General features: G+C 71.7%; 14 protein-coding genes and 1 riboswitch. Of the genes, 5 read left to right on the forward strand and 9 right to left on the reverse strand.

Going from position 1 to position 15,762, the window contains the following annotated elements:
* Positions 1–21: 21 nt before the first annotated feature.
* Positions 22–444, reverse strand: coding sequence for a TOBE domain-containing protein (locus OG928_RS40420; RefSeq protein ID WP_331766992.1), 423 nt, complete (start codon positions 442–444; stop codon positions 22–24).
* A 568-nt stretch (positions 445–1,012) separates the two neighbouring features.
* Between OG928_RS40420 and OG928_RS40425 the strand changes: the two genes are divergently transcribed.
* Entirely contained in the window at positions 1,013–5,257 is a 4,245-nt protein-coding gene (locus tag OG928_RS40425) for a bifunctional nitrate reductase/sulfite reductase flavoprotein subunit alpha (RefSeq protein WP_331768283.1), read from the forward strand.
* 76 nt (positions 5,258–5,333) lie between these two features.
* Complete coding sequence (locus OG928_RS40430) at positions 5,334–5,492, forward strand: SDR family oxidoreductase (protein WP_331766993.1); 159 nt, start codon at positions 5,334–5,336, stop codon at positions 5,490–5,492.
* Between the two features lie 39 nt (positions 5,493–5,531).
* On the opposite strand, the gene OG928_RS40435 is transcribed toward OG928_RS40430, so the two are convergent.
* From OG928_RS40435 to OG928_RS40460, 6 genes are all read right to left on the reverse strand, one after another.
* Complete coding sequence (locus tag OG928_RS40435; RefSeq protein ID WP_331766994.1) at positions 5,532–7,175, reverse strand: hypothetical protein; 1,644 nt, start codon at positions 7,173–7,175, stop codon at positions 5,532–5,534.
* A 113-nt stretch (positions 7,176–7,288) separates the two neighbouring features.
* The gene (locus OG928_RS40440; RefSeq protein WP_331766995.1) at positions 7,289–7,831 is read right to left on the reverse strand and encodes an MOSC domain-containing protein; all 543 of its coding nucleotides are present in this window, start codon (positions 7,829–7,831) and stop codon (positions 7,289–7,291) included.
* Between the two features lie 446 nt (positions 7,832–8,277).
* The gene (locus tag OG928_RS40445) at positions 8,278–8,628 is read right to left on the reverse strand and encodes a hypothetical protein (RefSeq protein ID WP_331766996.1); all 351 of its coding nucleotides are present in this window, start codon (positions 8,626–8,628) and stop codon (positions 8,278–8,280) included.
* Between the two features lie 124 nt (positions 8,629–8,752).
* Positions 8,753–8,896, reverse strand: a complete 144-nt coding sequence (locus tag OG928_RS40450; RefSeq protein WP_331766997.1) for a hypothetical protein — start codon at positions 8,894–8,896, stop codon at positions 8,753–8,755.
* A 171-nt stretch (positions 8,897–9,067) separates the two neighbouring features.
* Positions 9,068–9,637: a hypothetical protein gene (locus tag OG928_RS40455; RefSeq protein WP_331766998.1), complete on the reverse strand. Its 570-nt coding sequence runs from the start codon at positions 9,635–9,637 to the stop codon at positions 9,068–9,070.
* Positions 9,619–10,029 (reverse strand): hypothetical protein, encoded by a 411-nt coding sequence (locus OG928_RS40460; protein ID WP_331766999.1) that lies wholly within the window; start codon positions 10,027–10,029, stop codon positions 9,619–9,621. Before OG928_RS40460 ends, OG928_RS40455 begins: the two co-directional genes overlap by 19 nt.
* A 126-nt stretch (positions 10,030–10,155) precedes the next feature.
* Here OG928_RS40460 and OG928_RS40465 point away from each other — a divergent pair, with 126 nt between their 5' ends.
* Positions 10,156–10,902, forward strand: a complete 747-nt coding sequence (locus OG928_RS40465; protein ID WP_331767000.1) for a GntR family transcriptional regulator — start codon at positions 10,156–10,158, stop codon at positions 10,900–10,902.
* An 86-nt stretch (positions 10,903–10,988) separates the two neighbouring features.
* On the opposite strand, the gene metE is transcribed toward OG928_RS40465, so the two are convergent.
* Entirely contained in the window at positions 10,989–13,352 is a 2,364-nt protein-coding gene (gene metE, locus OG928_RS40470; protein WP_331767001.1) for a 5-methyltetrahydropteroyltriglutamate--homocysteine S-methyltransferase, read from the reverse strand.
* Positions 13,353–13,490: 138 nt separating this feature from the next.
* Positions 13,491–13,714, reverse strand: a riboswitch (cobalamin riboswitch).
* Between the two features lie 607 nt (positions 13,715–14,321).
* Here metE and OG928_RS40475 point away from each other — a divergent pair.
* On the forward strand, positions 14,322–14,882 hold the full coding sequence (locus OG928_RS40475; RefSeq protein WP_331767002.1) for a sigma-70 family RNA polymerase sigma factor: 561 nt from the start codon (positions 14,322–14,324) through the stop codon (positions 14,880–14,882).
* Positions 14,875–15,183 carry a hypothetical protein gene (locus OG928_RS40480; protein WP_331767003.1) on the forward strand — a complete coding sequence of 103 codons (309 nt, stop codon included), beginning with the start codon at positions 14,875–14,877 and terminating at the stop codon, positions 15,181–15,183. The genes OG928_RS40475 and OG928_RS40480 overlap by 8 nt, the downstream gene beginning before the upstream one ends.
* Here OG928_RS40480 and OG928_RS40485 read toward each other — a convergent pair.
* Complete coding sequence (locus OG928_RS40485) at positions 15,143–15,712, reverse strand: TetR family transcriptional regulator (RefSeq protein WP_331767004.1); 570 nt, start codon at positions 15,710–15,712, stop codon at positions 15,143–15,145. The two genes, OG928_RS40480 and OG928_RS40485, sit on opposite strands and share 41 nt — an antisense overlap.
* Positions 15,713–15,762: the final 50 nt, after the last annotated feature.

Genomic DNA, 15,762 nt, shown 5'->3' on the forward strand with positions numbered 1-15,762 from the left:
GTCGGCACCCCAGCCGCCACGTCACCCGATCGTGGCCAGCGAGACCTCGGTCGCCTTCAGCAGCGCGACCACCGGCGAGCCGATCCTCAGGCCCAGCTCCTGCGCCGCGTCGGCCGTGATCGCGGCGGTCAGTACGCCGTCGTCCACGATCACCTTGACGCCGGCCATGGCGCCGCCGATGACAAGCTCGCTCACCGTGCCGGGAATCCGGTTGCGGATGCTCAACCCGGCCACCGGGCCGGTCGCGAGCGCGACCTCGGTGGACTTGATCAGGGCCCGGACCGCGCTGCCCTCGGCCAATCCAAGCTCGCGCACCGCGTCCATCGTGACGGCGGCGGTGAGCTCGCGGCCGGAGACCAGGCGGACGTCGACCGTCGCCATCACCTCGCCGGCCGTCACGGAGATCACAGTGGCGGACAGCTGGTTGCGGATGCTGAGCGTCATGGGCGGTACCTCGCACATCGGCGGCCGAAAGCGGATCCCCGACCGGGTATTTTTCGACCCTATTCGAGGGGAATGCGCAGATCGCGGCGGCACGAGCAGCGGCCCGCAAATGCCCCGAACGCGGCACCGAGATCCTCGCGGATGCGCCCCGAGCCCGCCCGGCCTCGACGAACCGGGCGGTTCACAGCCGCGCGGAGGCGGTGTGCGGTCGACGTAACGCCCACTGCCGGGCGGCGTGATGTCCGCGAAACCGCCGCTCTCTAGCGTCCGGAACGTGGGATCCGCCCACCGCCGGTCGCGGCCGTGTCAGCGCAGGGCCCCGCGGACGGCGCGCACAGGTTCCGAGGGGGTGTCCGTGACGACATCGGACGCACAGGCCGCAGCCGGCTCCGCCGGCGCCACCGGCGTCGTCGGCACCACCGGCACGCCGGACGGCACCGACGCCAGCGACAGCGCCGGCACGCCCGGCACGCCCGAAAGGCCCGGCACGCCCGACACCACCGACACCACCGGCGCGACCCGCACCACCGTCAAGACCGTCTGCTCCTACTGCGGCGTCGGCTGCGGGATGCTGCTCGACGTCACCGTGGACACCGGGACGGGACGACGCACGGTGGTCAAGGCGTCCGGCGACAAGTCCCACCCGACCAACCTCGGCCGGCTCTGTACCAAGGGCGCCACCAGCGCGGACCTGCTCGCCGCGCCCGGCCGGCTCGGCAGCGCCCTGGTCCGGGCCGAGCGCGGCGCGGAGCCCGCGGCGACCGCCGTGGACGCGGCGATCAGCGAGACCGCGCGGCGGCTGCGCGAGATCCTGGACGCGCACGGACCGGACGCGCTGTCCTTCTACGTGTCGGGCCAGATGACCCTGGAGGCGCAGTACCTGGCCAACAAGCTGGCCAAGGGCTTCGTCGGCACCAACCACATCGAGTCCAACTCCCGGCTGTGCATGGCGAGCGCGGGCACGGGCTACAAACTGTCGCTGGGCGCCGACGGGCCGCCCGGTTCGTACCAGGACTTCGAGGGCGCGGACGTCTTCTTCGTGATCGGCGCGAACATGGCCGACTGCCACCCGATCCTGTTCCTGCGGATGATGGACCGGGTCAAGGCGGGCGCCAAGCTGATCGTCGTCGACCCCCGCCGCAACGCCACCGCCGACAAGGCCGACCTGTTCCTGCGGATCAAGCCCGGGACCGATCTGGCCCTGCTGAACGGGCTGTTGCACCTCCTCGTCGAGAACGGCGACACCGACCCGGAGTTCATCGCCGAGTTCACCGACGGCTGGGACGCGATGCCCGACTTCCTGCGGGACTACGCACCGGCCAAGGTCGCCGAGGTCACCGGCATCCCCGAGGCGGACATCCGGCAGGCCGCGCGCTGGATCGGCGCGGCGGGGGAGTGGATGAGCTGCTGGACGATGGGGCTCAACCAGAGCACACACGGCACCTGGAACACCAACGCCCTGTGCAACCTGCACCTCGCGACCGGCGCGATCTGCCGCCCGGGCAGCGGCCCGTTCTCGCTGACCGGCCAGCCCAACGCGATGGGCGGGCGCGAGATGGGGTACATGGGCCCGGGCCTGCCCGGTCAGCGGTCCGTACTGGTCGCCGAGGACCGGGAGTTCGTCGAGAACCTGTGGAGCGTGCCGGCCGGCACGCTGCGCACGGACGCGGGCCGGGGCACCGTGGACATGTTCTCCCGGATGGCCGACGGCGAGATCAAGGCGTGCTGGATCATCTGCACCAACCCGGTCGCGTCGGTGGCCAACCGCAGGACGGTGATCGCGGGCCTGGAGGCCGCCGAATTCGTGGTCACCCAGGACGTGTTCGCCGACACCGAGACCAACGCGTACGCCGACGTGGTCCTGCCCGCCGCGATGTGGGCCGAGGCCGAGGGCGTGATGGTCAACTCGGAACGCAACCTCACCCTGGCCCGCCAGGCGGCCGATCCGATCGGCGAAGCACTGCCCGACTGGCGGATCATCGCCCGGGTCGCGAGCGAGATGGGCTTCGCGGACGCCTTCGACTACGCCGACGCCGAGGAGATCTTCGAGGAGATCAAGCGGGCCTGGAACCCGAAGACCGGCTACGACCTGCGCGGCGTCAGCTACGAGCGGCTGCGCGAGACACCGGTGCAGTGGCCCAGCGCGACGGCGGACGGCCCGGCCCGCAACCCGATCCGCTACCTCGACCTCGACCTCGACCTCGACCTCGACCTCGACGACGACGCCGCCGCCGACCGGGCCGACGGTACGCGCCCGCGCCTGCTCTTCCCCACCCCCACCGGCCGCGCCGCCTTCTTCGCCCGACCGCACCTGCCCGCCGCCGAACTCCCGGACGACGACTACCCGATGGTGCTGAACACCGGCCGACTCCAGCACCAGTGGCACACCATGACCAAGACCGGGAAGATCGCCAAGCTCAACAAGCTCAACCCCGGCCCGTTCGTGGAGATCCACCCCGAGGACGCGCGGACGCTGGACATCGCGGACGGCGACCACGTCGAAGTCGCCTCCCGGCGTGGCCGGGCCGTGCTCCCGGCCGTCGTGACCGACCGCGTCCGGCCGGGGAACTGCTTCGCGCCGTTCCACTGGAACGACCTCTTCGGCGAATACCTCAGCATCAACGCGGTCACCAACGACGCCGTCGACCCGATCTCCTTCCAGCCCGAATTCAAGTCCTGCGCCGTGTCGTTGACCAAGGTGGCCGCGCCGGTCCCGACCGTTTCCGATGGCTCCGCCGGACCGAGCACGGGAGCCGACGCCGCGCCCGGGCCGATCGACCTCGCCGGACCGGCCGCCCTGATCGGCGTCGCGGACGTCGCGCCACCCGTGTTCACGGCCGACGAACGGCAGTACCTGGCGGGCTTCCTGGCCGGCGCCACGCGGTCCGCCGACGTCCACGCCGCCGTACCGGTACTGCCCGCACACGCTCCCATCGCCGTCGACCGCGTCCTGTGGGTCAACGGCCTCCTCGCCGGCATCTTCTCCCGAACCGTCCCGACCCCGGCCACCGGCGGGGGAGCCGCGACCGGTGCGGGAGCCATATCCGGCGCCGGTCTCGCTGCCACCGCCGGTGCCGCCCCCGCCACCCATCCCTCGCACCCCGCGGACACCGAGCAGCACGATCCCGACGTGGTGGTCCTATGGGCCTCGCAGACCGGCAACGCCGAGGACGTCGCCGCCGCGACCGCGCGGCGACTCGCCGCGGCCGGCCGCCGCCCGCGCGTCCTGGAGATGGCCGACTGCACCCCCGACTCGCTGCCGAAGGGCGTGCCCGTCCTCGTCATCACCAGCACGTTCGGCGACGGCGAGGCCCCGGACAACGGAGCCGGCTTCTGGGCCGACCTCAGCGTCGACGACCGGCCTCCCACGCTGCGCGAACTCCGGTACTCCGTACTGGCGTTGGGCGACTCCAGCTACGACGACTTCTGCGGTCACGGCCGGCGGATCGACCAGCGCCTAGCCGAACTCGGCGCCACCCGGCTGGTCCCGCGCGCCGACTGCGAACCCGATTACGACCGCGCCGCCGCGCAGTGGCTCGACCGGGTGCTGGCCGCGCTCGCGACCGAGGACGCCCCGCAGGCACCGCACGCGGCTCGACCCGCGACGGCCCCCACGACGCCGAACCCGACTTCCGCCCCGACCCCGACCCCGACCCCGACCCCGCCGATCACCCGGGCGGCCGGCTACTCGAAGGCGTCGCCCTTCCCCACTCTCCTGATCGGCAATCGGCTGCTCAGCCTGCCCGGATCGGGCAAGGAGGTCCGGGAGTTCGCCTTCGACACCCGCGGCGGCGACCACGGCGACCTGGTGTACGAGGCCGGGGACGCGCTGGGTGTGTGGCCGGCCAACTGCCCCGAACTCGTCGCCGAGTGGCTGGCCGCCACCGGCCTCGATCCGGCGGAACCGATACCCGTCCCCGACCTGGGCGACATCCCGCTCGGCGAGGCGCTGCGGACGCGCCTGGAGATCGCCCGGATCACCCCCGAACTGCTGCGGTTCGTCGCCGAACGCACCGACGACCGGGGCCTCAGGCGGCTGCTTCGCGCGGACAACAAGGGCGAACTGGCGAAGTGGAGTTGGGGACGCCAGGCCGTCGACGTCATCGCCGCGTTCCCGGTTCGCGCCGGTGCGCTGGAGTGGGCGGGCGCGCTCAAGCGCCTGCAGCCGCGGCTGTACTCGATCTCCTCCAGCCCGCTCGCGCATCCGGGCCGGGTGAAGGTGACCGTGTCGGTCGTCCGGTATCGCAACGAGGCCGGCGTCGAGCGCAAGGGCGTGTGCTCGACCTACCTCGCGGACGCGGCCGACGACGGACCGGTGCCGGTGTTCGTTCGGCGATCCCCGCACTTCCGCCCGCCCGCCGACCCGACGGCGCCCGCGATCATGGTGGGTCCCGGCACCGGCGTGGCGCCGTTCCTGGGCTTCCTCGAGGAGCGAAGGGCGCGCGGCCACACCGGCCCGAACTGGCTGTTCTTCGGCGAGCAGCGGCAGGCCACCGACTTCTACCACCGCGAGGAGCTCGCCGAGTTCCGGCGCACCGGCCACCTCGATCGCTTGGACCTCGCGTTCTCGCGTGACCAGCGGTCCAAGGTCTACGTCCAGGACCGGATGCGCGAACACGGTCCGCGCCTGTGGGACTGGCTGCAGAGCGGCGCGCACTTCTACGTGTGCGGCGACGCCGGGCGGATGGCCAAGGACGTCGACCGCGCGCTGCGCGAGATCGTCGCCGCGCACGGCGGCCTGTCCGACGACGAGGCCGCGGTGTACGTCAAGCAGCTCGCCACCGAGAAGCGGTATGTGCGCGACGTGTACTGACGGCACGTCACCCCGGACCTCGGCCTCGGCTTCGGCCTGGTCTCGGCCTCGGTCTCGGCCTCTGAGCAGTGAGGCCGTGGACCACTTCGTGCGCGAGGTCCGCGCGCTGCCCACCGGCCGGATCGGCACCCCCGAGGACGTGGCGCGGATCGTCGCGTACCTGCTGTCGCCACTCGCCGGCCAGGTCACCGGCGCGGAATGGAGCGTGGACGGCGGCGCGTTGCGCCAGATCTGACGAGGCGAAGTCGGGGTGACCGTCCGCCCACTCGGCACGCTACGCGGTGCGGCACCGCAGGATCCGGCCGTCGGTGGTGCCGATGATCAGACGGTTCGGGGCCGGGACGGTCAGCGACAGGGGCTCGGCGGGGATGTCGTCGACGTGCAGCCGGACGCGCCGGCGGACCGTGCCGTGGGCGGCGTCCAAGGCGACGATCTCGCCGGAGTTGAACGCCGCGTAGAGGGTGTTCGTGGCGGTGTCGAGGTCCAGCGCGGTGACCGGGAAGTCGGCCGTGAAGACCCAGTGGGCGGCACCGCCGGGGAGGGCGCGGCGGACGACGAAGGCGCCGTCGGGCAGCAGGCCCTGGCCGCCAAGTCCGGCGCCGGCGTGGATCAGGGCCGGACCCCGCGCGTCGTCGACGTGTACCGCGGGACCGCCGTACAGATGGCCGTGCCGACGGGTGTCCCATTCGAGGGGGAACAGCCGGTGCACCCCGGGCGATTCGCCGCCCGCACGCGGCGGATCCACGGCCACGATCCACTTGTTCAGATGGGGTTCCTGCTTGTCGCCGACCAGGAACAGCAGCCGGGGGCTGCGCCGCACCGCGAAGTAGTGGTTGAACAGGTCGTAGCCGCCGAACGGCAGGCGGATCGCCGGCTGGGCTCCGGCGGGCGGGACGAGGGTCAGCATGGGCCGGTCACCCTGCCGAGACGTGTCGCGCAGCCCGAACCAGCCGTCGGCGCGGGCGGTGAGTGTGCCGGCCGTGCGGGTCGGGGCGTTCAGCGTCGCCAGGACGCGGCCGTCGGCCAGGGACAACCGCTCGACGTCGGTGGGCTCGTCGCGCCACCCGGAGCCGGTCCAAGTCCGTGGGGGTTCGACTGTGACCCAGGCCGATTCGCCGTCGGCCGCGAGCAGGATCTGTCGGCCGCCACGTCCTCCGGGCACCGACCATTGGGGCTGTCCGTCCGGGAGCCAGGATTCCAGTTTCGTGCCCTCCAGCACGGCCAGGATCCGTCCGTCGGGCAATTCCTCCACCGCCCATACCTTGCGGCGCGGCGTCCAGGTCGCCCCGCACGCCGCGGCCAGCTCCTCGACCTGCCGCCGAGCGGAGTCGTCGAGCCAGGGCCGTCGTTCCCGGGCGATCCGCGCCGAGGCCTGCTCGGGCCCGATGATCGAGCGCTCCGGGACGGCGAGCCAGTCGTCGCGCTCGATCGCGACCGGGTGCCCCTCGTGGTGCGCCCGCTCGTCGCGGTAGTCGTCGTACGGAGACAGCACCAGATCAAGCACCCCGTCGTGGCGCCAGCGCACGTCGAGCACCTCGCGGGGGTGCTTCAACGCGGACACCAGCCGCCCCGAGTCGAGATCGAGGAGCAGCAGCTCTCCTTCGAAGAGGTAGCCGCCGTCGTAGCAGCCGGTGCCGATGGCCAACAACGGCAGCGTGGGATGGAAGTCCAGCGTGTTGATCGGCCAATGCGAGGCCGCGATTCGGCGGCAGGTCAGATCCCGTGCGGCGTAGACGCCGACCCGGTGATTCCGGCGCCTTGCCCCCACGTCGCGGCCCGACCATTGGAGGTGCCCCAGATTGCCACCGACCGCGATCAGTCCCCGCGCGTCGTCCCGGGCCACCACCGCCGGGTCGCCGATCTGAGCGAATGGCCCGTTGCCGAGCACACGATCGATGACGAATGGGGTGTCGGACATCAAGCGAACCTCCGTGGTAGGGGCGGCTCATGATGCCGGCGGCCGGCAGGATCGGCATCCGAATTCGGCGCCGCCGGCCTGGAGTTCGTGGCCCTCGACGCGGTCGGACGCGGTCAGACGCGTTCGAGGGGGCGGTGGGGTGGTGCCGGGAGTTCGACTCGGATCGGATCGCCGGGGCGGATCTCGCCGCCGGCGCGGACGACGCCCATCACGCCCGCCTTGCGGATCACGGCGCCGGCCTCGTCGCGGACCAGGACCTTCTTGAGCAGGCCGGAACGGAACGCGTTGATCTGCGGGCACGGGTTGCGCAGTCCGGTGACCTCGACCACGGCCTCCTCGCCCAGGTGCAACAGCGTCCCGGTCGGCAGCGCGAGCAGGTCGACGCCGCGCGTGGTGACGTTCTCGCCCAGGTCGCCCGCGGTGACGGCGTAGCCGTCCGCCGCCAGCTCCTCGTGCAACTCCGCGTGGATCAGGTGTACTTGGCGCAGGTTGGGCTGCGTGGGGTCGACCGCGACCCGGGACCGGTGCTTGACGGTCACGCCGAGGTGCGCGTCCCCCTCGACGCCGAGCCCGGCGAGCAGCCGGATGCTGTTCTCGGTCGGCTTGCTGAAGCTGTGCTCCGCACTACGCCCGACCGCCGTCACGGTACCGCTCACAGCCGCGCCCCTCGGGTTCGACACCTGGACCCTCCGACCCTACAACCGGCCGTTTCCGAGCCCACGGTGAGCGCAGCTCGGGGATGCCCACGGGGTCGATGGCGGCCGGCTCGAGTTCGGGCATCGTGTGCGCCGCCATCCGTTCTTGCGTGTCGTATGCGGACCAACTTTGCCACGGCCGGAGCGGTGACCTGCGACTCGCAAGGTGGATCGGGACGTGGTTGGTCGAGGTTCTCCGGACCTACCTTGCGAAACCCGTGCACCTGGCCCGGTGTCGGCCGCCGCGGGAGCATGTCAGCATTTCCTGCCACGTGCTGATGTCGGTGGTTCGGTTGCGATGGAGGCATCCGGAGCGAAGGGGCGCCCGGGGCCTCGGAACGCCGAAGGGCCCCGGATCGCGAGCTGTCCGGGGCCCTTTGTCTACCGCGCGAGGAGGGTGGGCAGCGTCAGCCGCCGCAGTCCCACACGTAGTTGGCCGGGCCTCCGGTCGAGTCCCAACGGAAACGCTTGGTCTCAGCGGCAGCGAGGTATTGGCATTCCGGGTCGGGCCAGCCCGAGACCTGGACGCTCAGGTTCATGCGACGCCCACAGTCGTTGCGGACGTCCGCCCACCGCCAGGTGGGAAACCCGACGTGGGTGTCCTGATTGACGATCACGGCGCAGTCCAAGGGTTCCACGGCGGGGACGGCGGCTGTGGCGGCGGGTGCGGCGAACGCAAGGCCGCCGGCGGTCGCGAGCGAGAGGGCGGCGGTCGCCGTCCAGGACACATATCGGCGAGAACGAGTGAGAGAACGCATGTCTTTGTCTCCGGATCGAGGTATCGCTCCCCACGGTGGGAGCACACGTCCAGACTCCCCGCGGCGGGTATCCGGAGCGTCACGCGCAGGCACGACTTCGACGTACACCGATCCGCGTACGTCGTCAGCCGTACGGCCTCATACCGGCGTCGCGCCCACCTGCCGCCACCGACCGCAGCCGACGGAAGCGGGCCCGCCACCCCACCGTGTACACCGCGTAGTCCAACCGCCACGACGGAGCCAACGGGATGGCGATTCGCAAGGTCACGCCCGCATTCGCAAGTGCCCTCGCAAGGTTGAACCGGAATTCGCAAGGTTCACCGCTACGGGACATTGCGGGCCGCCGGCCGGGGCGTGGGCGGGCGTGAGTCGAGTGAAGTGTCGAACCGCGTCCGGCGGCTCTCGGGTCCCGGGACGACGAGCCCGTCGGGGGTTCCCATTACCGCCCGGCCGCGGAGATCCGGGCGCGGCGGGCGACGGCGCGGTCGGCCAACGCCGCGCGGGCCCCTTCGCTGTCGAGCCAGCGGCCGAGCCGGTCGTGTAGCTCGGCGACTTGGTCGAGGTCGAGCCCGGTGACGGGCATCGGATCGAGGCACAGGCGCGGTTCGGGCGGCGCGCTGGTGGGGATCAGGTCGGGGCGGTGGCGGGCGAGGTCGTCGAGCAGGCGTTGGCGGTGGCGGTCCTGGATGTACAGGACCGCGCCGGGCTCGGCGGGCAGGCTGCCGGCGGCGTCGGTCGCGGCGACGAACAGCCGCATCCGCAGCCCGGCTCCGTCCCGAACCACGCGGGCCCGGCCGAGGGCGGGTACGTCGGGCCGCGGCGGCCGCAGGAGCGTCTCGGCGAGCGCGGCCGCGTCGTCGTCGGTGAGGTGGACGGCGCCGTGGTCCACCCGGCGCGTGGGGTCGACGTCGTCGGCCGAGACGAAGGCCAGGACCCAGCGTCGGGTGGGGTGTTGGGCGGGTTCGAGGCCGACCCACCACACGGGCATGGTCACGGTCGAGAGGGACATGGATGCCTCCTGTGTGGCGGTGGTGAAGGACTCGCCCCGTTGGCTGGGGTGTCGTGCAGCCCGGCCCACAAGGTGTGGGTGTCGGATCCGGTGGTGTCGGTGAGGCCGTCGACCAGGGCGCGCCAGGGTCCGTGCGTGTCGATGACGCCGAGGAGTTCGGGACTGGTGGCGTAGACGCGGATTCGGGATCCTGCGGTGGACACGGTCATGTCGGCCGCGTCTCGGTCAAGGCCGGCGGCGGTGAACAGCTCGGACGCGACCAGCTCGGCGGCGCGCACGGTTTCGTTGCCCATGCAGTCCGAGAGCAGATTGCGAACCCAGGCGCGGACGGCTCGCGCCTGCTCTGGCCGGCCCTCGAACCGGCGTTGCCACGTATGGCCCTGCTCATTCATCGCGCCACATTTCTGCCAACACAATCAAGATTGTGTTAACAGAATCACCTTGTGATTGGTCACAGTCAACCTACTCGTGCAACATGGCGTGAGAACCACTCGAACGGTCAACGCGAGGAGTGCGCAGTGGAGCGGCCGGGGTACCTGCGGATCGCCGACGACCTGCGCGCCGGGATCGAGGCGGGCACCTACCCGGCAGAGACCCGGCTGCCCACCTTGGCCGAACTCGCCGACCAATATGACGTATCCGTGTCGACGGTGCGCGGGGCGATCAAAGTCCTGTTGGCCGAAGGCCGAGTTGAGACCCGCACGAAAGCGGGGACGATCGTCCGGTCATCGCCCGCGATTCACCGTGTCGCGGGCGACCGCTACAAGAAGCGGCCGGTGCCGTCTACCGCGTTCACCGCCGACCAGGGGATCGGGTGGTCCGAGTACCGGTTGGACAAGCGGTTCACTCACGTCCGTGCCGGCGATGAGCTCGCGGTTCTCTTCGAGGTCGAGCCGGGTGAGCCGCTGTTGGCGAGGCACTTCCTCTTCTATGACGATGGCGCGCCTCAGCAGATGAGCTCCAGCTATGTCCGCTGGTCCGACGTCGCCGGCACACCGGTGGCGGACCCGATCCACGAGCCGTGGCCGGGTGGCACGCCGGCACAACTCGCGTCGCTCGGCATCGTCGTGGCGCAGGTGACCGAGGCGGTGACCGCGCGTTTGCCCACGGCCGGCGAGGCCGACGCTCTGAAGATCTCGTCGAGTGTGCCCGTGTTCGCGATCACCCGCCGGATGCTGACGGCCGATGGCCGCGTGGTCGAGGTGGCGCACCCGATCGTGCGACCGGCGGACCGAACGATCCTGGACTACACGATCGACATCTAGGTAGCGCTGCGGTCGACCGCCGTCATCGATGTCCGCCGCAGGGCGGCGGGCGCCGGGGGTTTGGGTGGCCGGCGCCCGCCTTGGTGTCAGGTGGTCGGATGTTCCGTCAGTTCGGACCGTACCGTGTGGGCTGCGGTGACCAGGTTGGCCAGGGAATCGTGTACCTCCGGCCAGTTGCGGGTCTTCAGGCCGCAGTCCGGGTTGACCCACAGGCGTTCGGGCGGGAGGGCGGCCAGGCCCGCGCGCAGCAGTTCGGTGGCCTCCTCGATGCTCGGCACGCGTGGCGAGTGGATGTCGTACACGCCCGGGCCGACCGCGCGCGGGTAGCCGGCGCCGGTCAGTTCGTGCGCGACCTGCATGTGCGAGCGGGCCGCCTCCAGGCTGATCACGTCCGCGTCCAGGTCGTCGATCGCGGCCAGGATCTCGCCGAACTCGGCGTAGCACATGTGGGTGTGCACCTGGGTGTCCGGCCGCACCGCCGCGGTGCTGATCCGGAACGCCTCGCCGGCCCACGCCAGGTAGTCGGCCCGGTCCGCCGCCCGCAGCGGCAGCGTCTCGCGCAGCGCCGGCTCGTCGACCTGGATCACCGCGGCACCGGCCGCCTCCAGATCGAGCACCTCGTCGCGGAGCGCCAGCGCGACCTGCCGGGCGGTGTCGCCGAGCGGCTGGTCGTCGCGGACGAAGGACCACGCGAGCATGGTGACCGGGCCGGTCAGCATGCCCTTGACCGGGCGCTCGGTGCGCGACTGCGCGTACCGGGTCCAGCGCACCGTCATCGGCTCGGGCCGCGAGATGTCCCCGGCCAGGATCGGCGGGCGCACGTACCGGCTGCCGTAGGACTGCACCCAGCCGTGCCGGGTCGCGAGGTAGCCGGTGAGTTGTTCGGCGAAGTATTGGACCATGTCGTTGCGTTCGGGCTCGCCGTGCACCAGGACGTCCAGGCCGGCCTTCTCCTGGAACGCGATCACGTCGTCGATCTCCGCGGCGATCCGCTCGTCGTAGCCTGCCGCGTCGAGCCGTCCGGCCCGCAGGTCGGCGCGGGCCGCGCGCAGTTCGCCGGTTTGCGGGAACGAGCCGATCGTGGTGGTCGGCAGCAGGGGCAGGCCCAGCCGTTCGCGCTGCGCGAGGGCGCGCTCGGGGTACGGCGTGGCCCGCCGGGTGTCGGCGGCGGTGACCGCCGCGGCGCGGGCTCGGACCGCCGGGTCGCGGGTCAGCGCGGACGCGGCGCGCGAGGCCAAGTCGGCCCGGTTGGCGGCGAGTTGCGCGGTGATCGTGTCCTGGCCCTGGGCCAGACCGCGGGCCAGCGTGACGACCTCGGTGCTCTTTTGCCGCGCGAACGCGAGCCAGCGCGCGATCTGCGGGTCGACGTCGCGCTCGCGGCTCGCGTCGAGCGGGACGTGCAGCAGCGAGCAGGACGGCGCGACGTCGACCCGGTCGGCGAGGCCGAGCAGCGTCGCGAGGGTGGCCAGCGACTTCTCCAGGTCGTTGATCCAGACGTTGCGGCCGTCCACTACACCGGCGACCAGGCGCTTGCCGGGCAGTCCGCCGACCTTGGCGAGGTCGGCGAGGTTCGCCGCGGCCGGGCCGGTGAAGTCCAGGCCCAGGCCCTCGATCGGGGCCTTGGCCAGGATCGGCAGGGCCTCGCCGAGCCGGTCGAAGTAGGTCGCGGCCAGGATCCTGGGGCGATCGGTGAGCGCGCCGAGCTCGCGGTACACGCGGGCCGCGACGTTCAGCTCGGCCGGCGTCCGGTCCTGGACCAGGGCGGGTTCGTCCAGCTGTACCCACTCGGCGCCGGCCGCGCGCAGATCGGCGAGCACGCTCGCGTACACCGGCAGCAGCCGGTCGATCAGCGTGATCGGCGCGAAGTCGGCGGCGACGCCGGGGGCGGGCTTGGCGAGCAGGAGGTAGGTGACCGGGCCGACCAGCACGGGTCGGGCGGCGTGGCCGAGCGCGAGCGCTTCGAGCAGTTCGTCGACAGGCTTGGTGGAGTCCGCCTCGAACGCGGTGTCCGGGCCCAACTCCGGGACCAGGTAGTGGTAGTTGGTGTCGAACCACTTGGTCATCTCCAGCGGCGCGACCTCCTGCGTACCGCGCGCCATCGCGAAGTAGCCGGCGAGCGAGTCGGCCGCGACGGCGGCGCGGTGGCGGGCGGGGATGGCGCCGACCATGACGGTGGCGTCCAGGACGTGGTCGTAGAGCGAGAAGTCGCCGGTGGGCACCTCGTGGATGCCCGCGTCGGCGAGCCGGCGCCAGGTGTCCCGGCGCAGCTCGGCGGCCGTCTCGTACAGGGCCCCGGCGGTGACGCGGCCGGCCCAGTAGCCCTCGACGGCCTTCTTGAGCTCACGGTCGGGGCCTTGGCGCGGATGGCCGTACACGGTCGCCTGCGCACGTGGGGCGGCGGAACCGGGGAAGCCGGGGGAGCGGGTGGAATCGCCTGCGTTGTTTGCCACGGAACTCTCCTTCGCGAGTCGCGGTGGTGCCCCGCGGGAAGGGTCGCGAAAGATCGGCGCACACGCGGCGAAGCGTGCTCGGGCAGGCTGCGCCCGTACCGTCGACCCGCCCTCGAGGTCACCGAGAAACCACGTGCGAGATCGCACGCGGACAGAGGCAGGTCTTCGGACTCGGGGCGCGCCGTGACAAACCACTCGGCACCTACTGGCCGTCGCTTCCCTGGTCCGATCACTCGGACTTAGTGCTGATGACGGCGGTCGTTCCCACTCACCGCTGCGGGGCAGTCCCGGATTCCCACCGGGTTCCCTCTTACGACGCTCCTGCCTGGCAAGCAGGACGAACCTTCTGCGCGGCCCACCATACGCCCTTCGGGCCGAGCGGGAACTTCCCGGCGCGGCGCTGCGGCTCGCGGCGCACGACATCGAGCGGATCGACGAGGTGCTCGCGGTACCGCCGCTGCCGGAGCCGGCGTCGCCGGTGGCCGGCCTGCGGCCCGCATGTCCTCAAGCGCCGGACGGGCTGGATGGGGCTTGGGCTTGCGGTTCGTTTGTCCTCAAGCGCCGGACGGGCTGGATGGGGCTTGGGCTTGCGGTTCGTTTGTCCTCAAGCGCCGGACGGGCTGGGGAGCCCTGGGCCTGCGGGATGAGGGCCGGCCTGCGGCCCGCATGTCCTCAAGCGCCGGACGGGCTGAGGGTGGCTTGGCTTGCGGCCTGCTTGTATTTGAACGCCGGAAGGCTGGAGAGGGCTCGGGGGATGAGGGCCGGTCTGCGGCTCGTTTGTCGGCAAGCGGCGGGCGGGGCTGGATCGGGTGAATCCTTTGGGGGTGCTCGTGCCTCTTATGGGTGTGCCGACAACATCGTCGGGACGGGAATGGGAGGTTGTCATGGTCGTTGGTGTCGTCGTAGCCATCGTGGGCGTGCTCATTTGTGCGTGCACTGTCACCGTGGTGCGTCGTCGTGGTCGTGGTCGTGGCTGAGTCGAGCTGGCCCGGTGAGCGGTTGATCGTCGCCGCGAAGGGAGGGGACGTCGAGGCGATCGCCGCGTTGGTGTCCGGGTCGCACCCCCATGTGCGGCGCTTCGCCCACTCCCTGTGCGCGTCCCCCGAGGACGCCGAGGACGCCGCGCAGGAGGCGCTGATCATCCTGTACCGCAAGATCGGGATGCTGCGTGCTTCCGGCGCCCTGGCGTCGTGGATGTTCCGCATCGTCCGCAACGAGTGCCTACGGCGGTCGCGGCTGATCCTGCGGGACTCGGCGCCGGCTCCGGAAACCGCCGCGCGCTCGGCCGAGGACGAGGTGTTGGAACGCCTGGAAGCCGGCCGGGTGGCAGCGGCGATCGCCGCGCTGCCCGCCGATCAGCGGCGGGTGCTGATCATGCGCGACGTGCAGGGCTACAGCGGGCGGATGGTCGCCGAGGCCCTGGGGCTGAGCACCGCCGCGATGAAGTCGCGGCTGCACCGTGCTCGCGCGGCGGTTCACCAAACGCTGCGCGGCACCGCCGACTCGGCCCTGGGAGGCGGGGATGCGTGAGGATCGAAGCCAGGCGAGTACGTCGCTGTCCCGCCATCTGCTGCGCGGCGCCGTGGGGTTCGGCACGCTGGTCGGCTCGCTCGCGCTCATGCCGGTATTCGGGCCGGTCGCCCTGGTGCTCGCGCCGGTCGGCCTGGTGGCGCTGCGCGGGTGCCCGGCGTGCTGGGCGATCAAACTGATGGAGACCATCTCGCTGGGCCGGGTGCAGCGTTCCTGCGTGGATGGTCGTTGTGAGCTGACAGTCCCCGGACGACCACCCGTCACGACCCGGGAGGGCGATCCGAGCCTGCCGCCGTCATGAGCGCCTCGGCCACCCGGCGGGCTCGGGTGGCCGGGGCCGGGGTGCGCTCGCGGAGGGCGGTGACGATGGCGCCGTCCATCAGGAGCGCGAACTGCCGTGCCTGGGCGGCCGGTTCGGGGGCATCGGCGGCGCCGAGGAGCTGTTCGAGGTAGTCGATCACGCGCTCTTTGTGCTCGGCCGCCACGTGGTGTGCCGGGCTGTCCGGGTCGGCGGTCTCGATCATCGTGTTGATGAACGCGCAACCGCGGAAGTCCTCGCGCGCGAAGCGCTCGGCGAGGGCGTCGAACACGGTGAGCGGATCGCCGCCCAGGGCGTCCACCCGCTCCGCGAGCCAGGCCCGCCAGCGGCGATCGCGATCCGCGAGGACGGCCACCACGAGGTCGTCCTTGCTCGGGAAGTGCCGGTAGAAGGACGCCCGACCGACCCCCGACTCGGCCAGGATCCGTTCGATCCCGACGGCGCGAATCCCCTCCGCGTAGAAGAGTTCCTCGGCGGTCGCGAGCAGGCGGTCACGGGCTTTGACGGGCACGCTCCAATCGTATCCCCCCTTGACCAAAAACGGTACCGATCAGTACCGTC

Origin of the sequence: Embleya sp. NBC_00896 (genome assembly GCF_045207785.1) — a bacterium.
Taxonomy (GTDB): Bacteria; Actinomycetota; Actinomycetes; order Streptomycetales; family Streptomycetaceae; genus Embleya.